Annotated in this window: 6 protein-coding genes; 2 read left to right on the top strand and 4 right to left on the bottom strand. The window is 39.5% G+C overall.

The window, feature by feature from the left end:
* Positions 1–77 precede the first annotated feature (77 nt).
* Genes BQ7314_RS08675 through BQ7314_RS15915 form a run of 3 tightly spaced genes read right to left on the bottom strand, consistent with a single transcriptional unit; the run spans position 78 to position 4,292 of the window.
* A complete protein-coding gene (locus BQ7314_RS08675; protein WP_245394952.1) occupies positions 78–608 on the bottom strand; it encodes a condensin complex protein MksE in 531 nt (176 codons plus the stop codon).
* Entirely contained in the window at positions 601–2,073 is a 1,473-nt protein-coding gene (locus BQ7314_RS15920; protein ID WP_280953875.1) for an ATP-binding protein, read from the bottom strand. The genes BQ7314_RS08675 and BQ7314_RS15920 overlap by 8 nt, the downstream gene beginning before the upstream one ends.
* 50 nt (positions 2,074–2,123) lie before the next feature.
* A complete protein-coding gene (locus BQ7314_RS15915; RefSeq protein ID WP_174483310.1) occupies positions 2,124–4,292 on the bottom strand; it encodes an ATP-binding protein in 2,169 nt (722 codons plus the stop codon).
* Between the two features lie 175 nt (positions 4,293–4,467).
* Between BQ7314_RS15915 and grxC the strand changes: the two genes are divergently transcribed.
* Together grxC and BQ7314_RS08655 are read left to right on the top strand one after the other, a co-directional pair.
* The gene (grxC, locus tag BQ7314_RS08660) at positions 4,468–4,722 is read left to right on the top strand and encodes a glutaredoxin 3 (protein ID WP_174483309.1); all 255 of its coding nucleotides are present in this window, start codon (positions 4,468–4,470) and stop codon (positions 4,720–4,722) included.
* A 145-nt stretch (positions 4,723–4,867) separates the two neighbouring features.
* Positions 4,868–5,278 (top strand): hypothetical protein, encoded by a 411-nt coding sequence (locus BQ7314_RS08655; protein WP_174483308.1) that lies wholly within the window; start codon positions 4,868–4,870, stop codon positions 5,276–5,278.
* Between the two features lie 236 nt (positions 5,279–5,514).
* On the opposite strand, the gene BQ7314_RS08650 is transcribed toward BQ7314_RS08655, so the two are convergent.
* Complete coding sequence (locus BQ7314_RS08650) at positions 5,515–5,895, bottom strand: PilZ domain-containing protein (protein ID WP_174483307.1); 381 nt, start codon at positions 5,893–5,895, stop codon at positions 5,515–5,517.
* Between the last annotated feature and the right edge of the window lie 168 nt (positions 5,896–6,063).

Genomic DNA, 6,063 nt, shown 5'->3' with positions numbered 1-6,063 from the left:
AATTAATTTACTAAAGACAGAACCCTCGAAAATGAGTTTAAAGAAAAAGCGATTTAAAGCCGCATTAAATGATTCGTTTAGAGAAAAAGTGATGTTTTTAGATTGAAATTTATATGCGGTTGCCCTGGCAAATAACCCCATTTCTGTAAAGTACTTAATAATTTTTCCAAACGGCCTTTAATTGAATCTTCATTACTGGTGAAGTCTTTAAATTTAGCAAAAGCTTGTAAGCGATCTGCAAGTGCCTGATTATTTTCGATCACTTGCAATAAACTGGAAAAAGCTAAGGTATCCCCAGGCGATAATACAGTATCTTGCTTTAAACACGCCATCATCATATCCAGCCATTCGACCACAGGATGCAACTCCAAGCGGAACTGCTGAAATACTTTGCGAATATCCTGCCGTGCTGCATTATCAATTTCTATATACGCTGCATAAAAGGATAATTTATTTTGCGTACTCGCCAAGCGATAATTTAAGCGCTGTAAATAATCTTCTACCTGAAATAAATTTTCTGGATTTTGTAAATACTGAAAACTGGCTTCATCGGTAATTTCACAAATAAATTCACCTTGTAATAGGCGCTTTACCAAAGACTCAAACATCCGCGCTCTCCACGATCACTGCTACTTTTGTTTCCGGCAATTCAACATCAAAAGCTAAAGTTTCTAAGTTAGCCATATATTCCGTATCCATATCCATTTCAATTAATTCACGAAAACCATGCACCTGATAACGATTTTTAAAGAAGCCCAAAATCTCGGGATCAGGATCAGGAAATGCCGATAATAAAGTAATATTGTTCTTAGTTAACAACTCAATCAACATTTCTATATTTAATTGATGTAATTCTTTTAGCTCATCCATCGGCCAGATAAATCGTACTGGCTGATCTTTGCGAATCATATTTACTAAAGCAATAAAAAATACGCATAAAATCAAATAAGATAAACCATGACTGGAAATCTGGCGTAGTTCTTCAGCATGTGTTGCGCGTTTGCTACGGCCATTTTCGGTAACGATAATTTCCAGCTCCAATAAATTGACTAGCTTCATTTCCACCTTATTTTTGCTCTGTAATTGCTCGGCAATACGGCGCACAATTTCGGCAAAATCATCAGCAGGTAGTTGTCCATCAGTATGACGACTCCATTCATCATATTGGTCAGTAAATTTAACAATTTGCTCCCAATAGCCCAAAGTCTTAACTTTTGAAGTTAAGCGGCCTTGTATGCTTTCAATTTTCTCAAAGCTGATATTTTGATCAATATTCGCTGCCAAACGACGTGATAAAGAATCAATGCCACGGTCAAAACGCTGTAAAGCTTGTTGGTAATTACGAATCGCACTACCAAAAGTCTGCGCCTGCATCACCAGCCAACGCCTTGTATCATCTGCACTGGAAACAAACCAGTCTTGTATGGCGGGTAACCATTGCATTTCATCGCTATCAACACCTAGCTCGTTATCAAAAGCAAGGTAATAACTAGAAGGTCGTGTATTAGGGATCTTAGACAAGACTCGTTTTAAGTGACGCACTAAATCAGTCAACTCTTTACGCTGGGTTTTATGCTTAGCGCTGAGAATCTTGAAATGCCCTTGTAGTAAATTCAAATGATGCGAACTATCGAACGAGACTTGCTCAGGTATTTTTTTCGGATAGAGAGCTAAATCTTCCAGCACTTTTTTCAGCGTACCAACTTCTTTCTCGTATTTCTTAATGCTATTTTTAATCTGCTCTAAACGATCATCCAAGGTTTTACGTTGCTGCTGATACGTTGTATACACCGCTGCATATTGCTGATTTTGCTGCTGTTCGCTTGCGGCGCAGGTAATTAAATCAGACTGTATAGCATCATAATTTTGCCATTCTACATCCAGCCAACGCTGATATTGACCAACCAATAGTTCGGCATTTTCTGCTGCTGCCAATTCCTGCTTGAGCGCATTTACTTTAAGCTCTAAAGCCGTTAAAGTTGCAGTATCTACTTGACGTTCACGCATACTTTGCAAACGCTGCTGTTTTAATTCCGCTAGCTCGTTAGCTTTTTGCTCTTTTAGACGGTTAATTTCCTGATCCGCAACAGCTCGCTCTTGCTCCGCTTGCTGGGTAAATTCAGCTATTTTTCTGCTAACGCTTGACTTAATACACGAACTTCATCTTTTAATTGCTGCTGCAGTGCGGCTAACTGTAAGTTATTCTGCTTAATTTTATGGTTTACTTCTGTACGCTGTACTTTTAGCTGCTGTTCACGCTCTTTTTTACTGCGCACAATTTGCAATTTTAAAGAACCTAACTCCTCTTTTACTGTTTGCAAATGACTATTAGCTTGACCTTTTTCTAAAAGCCGTTGCTTATGCTTTTTTTGCAGGCCCGCATCAATTTTACTTAACTGCTGCAGCTCTTCTTCAGCATTATTTTCTGCCAAAATCTGCTGCTGCATTTGCTCATGTAAATCACCTAAAATATCACGTAATTTCTGTTCATCTACCGAGCAATCTGCTGCTATATCATGCAATTGTAAAGCAACGCCATACAAGCCTGCCTGTTCAGATAATAGTTCCGGCTCTAAATCATCGCGTAGCAACAACTCAGGCTGAATGACTTTGGCAAGGTTCTCCCCCCAATCTGGCTTATATTCACGTAAAAACCCCAATAAGGTGCTGGCATCGGCATTAATTTGCGCTTCAATGGCATCGCTTTTCGCTTGCAGTATTTGTTTTTCTTCTGCATGCTTGCGCTTTTTCTGAAACACAGCTTCAACTGCTACTTTATGCACGCGTATTTCCTCTTCTATCGCCTGCTCATTAGCCTCAGCTTCTTGTTTTTGCTGTAGGTAAGTATCGTGCAACTCTAGCTTTGTCTCACGATCAGCAATCAATACTGGGTCAGCCTGGACTTGCATAATCTGGCTATTTAATGCGCCTAGTTGCTCGCTTAAAGCCAATGTTGACTTACGCTTACTCTCTTGCTGTTGTTCACTGGTATCGCGCAAAGTCTCTTTACGCTCCATAAAATCCTCAGTCACTTGCGCTTTTTGCTCGCCTAATGCCTGCTGTTGCTGCTGTTTTTGCAGTTCAAAGTCATGAATTTGTGCCGCAAAATATTGTTCTTTCTCCGCCTGTAAGCGACGAAATTCTGCTTCAATATCTTGTACGTCAGACATAAGCTGACTTAAATTATCGCGCTCACTCTCCAAAGATGCTTTAAGTAGCTCTAAGCGTGAATACAACTGTTTTTTACCTGCTATATCCTGCGCATCCCAAACCTCTTTTTCTTTTTCTAGTTGCACTTTTTGGCGCTGTAACTGTGCCAATTCAGCTTTTGTCGTCGCTAAAGCAGACTTAAGCGTGAGCTCTTCTTCTTCCCAAGCTTTCTGCACTTGCTCCAATTGTTCATAACAAGCAGCTCCGGCCTGACGTTGCTCTTGCTCCGCCTGTTCACTTTGCACTAATAACTTCTCTAAGCGCACTTGCAATTCACCCAATCCTTGCTCAGTTTGCAAAAGTGCACTTTCGACTTGGTTTAATAACTCTATTTTTGGCCGCTCTTGCTCAACCTGCAGATAAGCACGATACTCTTTATACCAGTTATCTAAAGTCTCCATTTGCAGCTCTAAAGCAATGGATTCACGATTTTCATCAATACAATTAACCAACATTTCACGTAAATCGGCGAAATCTGTAGAACGCATAAACATGCCGGTAATAATTTTCTCTATATCCTTTAAGCGCTGCCCCGAACTGCCTTGACAAAAACTATAACGCGCTATCAACTGACGCATGTCTTGCCCTTTATTATGTGGCAAATTTTGGATAATCGTGCGGTAATCGCTACAAGCAGTCACTTGATTACTGTGCTGCACCTGACGCGTAACGAGATGTGATTTTAATTGCCGACAAGAAACGGGATATTTTGCGCCATCCTCATGCTGTTCAATAAAATCCTCTGGTTCAAAACCTTTGTCTATAAAGCGATAACACAAACCTTCGTCGTTAGTCGAAGCATAAATCGCGACCATGCAAGTTTGTTCATGACGCTGGTATTCAAAAATAATATAGGAAGATTCGCGCGGCAGATAATGTTTAACAAAGCTATCGGTGACACGACTTTTAGGCACTAAACGTCCGGGCCTTTCACCATAAAACAAAGGAATTAATCGCAGTAAGGTGGTTTTACCCGCGCCATTAACACCATTTAGATTGGTATGCCCATCTAAGCGAACTTCTTGTAATTCACCTTCTTTATAAGAGTCGATAAGAATCAGGCGATTTAGAGAGTAGATCATAGATTTTACTTATTTAAAAAGTTCGTACCTTGCGGCGCAGAAGCTAAAAAGAATTAAGAGCGGCATTTTAACATCTTCTATCTGCATATTTACGGCATAATTTCCGAATCCTCAGGTTTAGCGTATAATCATTTACTTATTTACTTTTTTTCCATCTTTTAGGAGCTCAAGCTTCATGCCAGAAATCATTATCTATACCAGTAACCTCTGCCCTTATTGCACCATGGCTAAACGCCTGTTAACAGCAAAAGGTGCGACGTATAAAGAACTAAATGTGGACACTACAGCCGGCTTAAGAGAAAAAATGGTACAAAAAACTAAACGCAGAACCGTGCCGCAAATTTATATAGGCGAGCGCCATATTGGGGGGTTTGATGATTTGCGTGCCTTAGATTTAAAAAAGGAGTTAGATGCATTACTTGCCGCATAAATTACAACAAAACGCGCCAAAGTCACACACTTTAGTAGTGTTATTATTTTTTAATAAATCTTTAATCACTGTGCTATGATAATAAATATGCGTGCTAACTTGCGCATAAAATATAACAATTATTTACATAAGGTGAGATTTTATAATGAGTTTATTGAAAAAAGTAGTTTTAGCTGGTTTCATTAGCACTGCAATGCTTGCAACTGCTCCTTCCGTAATGGCTAAGCCAGCAGGTAAACAAGAAAACCAAACTAGCGAAGGCGTTGCTCGCGCTTTAGACTCAGCTGTTGCAGCGGCTGAAGCCACATTACAAGGCCTTAAAGATGGCGTTGATATGGAAACTGGTTTAGCGTTATTCAAACATACTAAGCAAGAATCTAAAACAATCGAAAGCGCAGTCGTTAAACCAGCTCGCGCTAAAGCACAAAGCTCGTTGAGCAAAGCACGCTCTGCCTTCAAAAAAGGTAACACTGAAGAAGCTATAAAAATAATGACTGTTGCAGTTGAAAGATTCAAAAAAGTTAAATCTATCTACTATAACTTTGAAGGTGACTAATAAGCATCACTACTAACTGTTGTAGCACAAGGCTTAATTACTTTAAATAATTAAGCCTTTTTTATTGCCCAACGTGCCTTTAAAAATATACTTATATTTTTGGATCGACTTTAGCTAACGCACAAAATAAACTACGCAGATAAGATTACTGTTTGCCTTCTAACGTGTAAAGGCAGCGCATAACGATAAAATTATGCCTACAACACTAGCAAGATAGGCAGTACATGCGCAAGTACTTAGCCAGCAATATTAATATAGCGCACACCAAGCTCGGTCAAATCAGGTTTATGATTAAGCCAGACGACAACAGCTAAGACTTTAAGTTCCCTATCAGGAATAAATAATTTAATGGCATCCCCGACTTTTAACTTAATATCAGTAGCAATCTTTAACTTCATTCCATCTTTTGAAATATCTATCATTTGCGCCAGAATTTCTTGCTCATTTAACAATAGACTTGCATCGGCAACCAAAGTCTTGCGGTAATAGTGCCGTTGCAACCACAACTTATTTGCATTATGCCTGACATCACTAAACTCCAGACCAAGAAGAATTTTGCCTTCTGTCTCCCGCACCCAAGCAATCGTTGCCTCCGCACTTAGCATTAAGTCATGCACAAAAACTTCGGCACTATGTATTTCATTTAATATATTTCTGACATCGGTTACCGTACTAATAAACTCGCCTGGAACTTAACGGTGTCCGACATTTTATTACAGATATGCCATCAAAACAGGTCGGAGCTTGCGCTCAAAGAGCCATGTGGCGCTTTTCTTTAGGAAATT

The organism is methanotrophic endosymbiont of Bathymodiolus puteoserpentis (Logatchev) (assembly GCF_900128525.1).
Taxonomy (GTDB): domain Bacteria; phylum Pseudomonadota; class Gammaproteobacteria; order Methylococcales; family Methylomonadaceae; genus Methyloprofundus.
This window is presented reverse-complemented; position numbering and strand designations above follow the sequence as displayed.

Bases quoted from the DNA above. Each gene is read 5' to 3' on its own strand.
- BQ7314_RS08675 (WP_245394952.1), bottom strand. From the start codon at position 608: ATGTTTGAGTCTTTGGTAAAGCGCCTATTACAAGGTGAATTTATTTGT.
- BQ7314_RS15915 (WP_174483310.1), bottom strand. From the start codon at position 4,292: ATGATCTACTCTCTAAATCGCCTGATTCTTATCGACTCTTATAAAGAA.
- grxC (WP_174483309.1), top strand. From the start codon at position 4,468: ATGCCAGAAATCATTATCTATACCAGTAACCTCTGCCCTTATTGCACC.
- BQ7314_RS08655 (WP_174483308.1), top strand. From the start codon at position 4,868: ATGAGTTTATTGAAAAAAGTAGTTTTAGCTGGTTTCATTAGCACTGCA.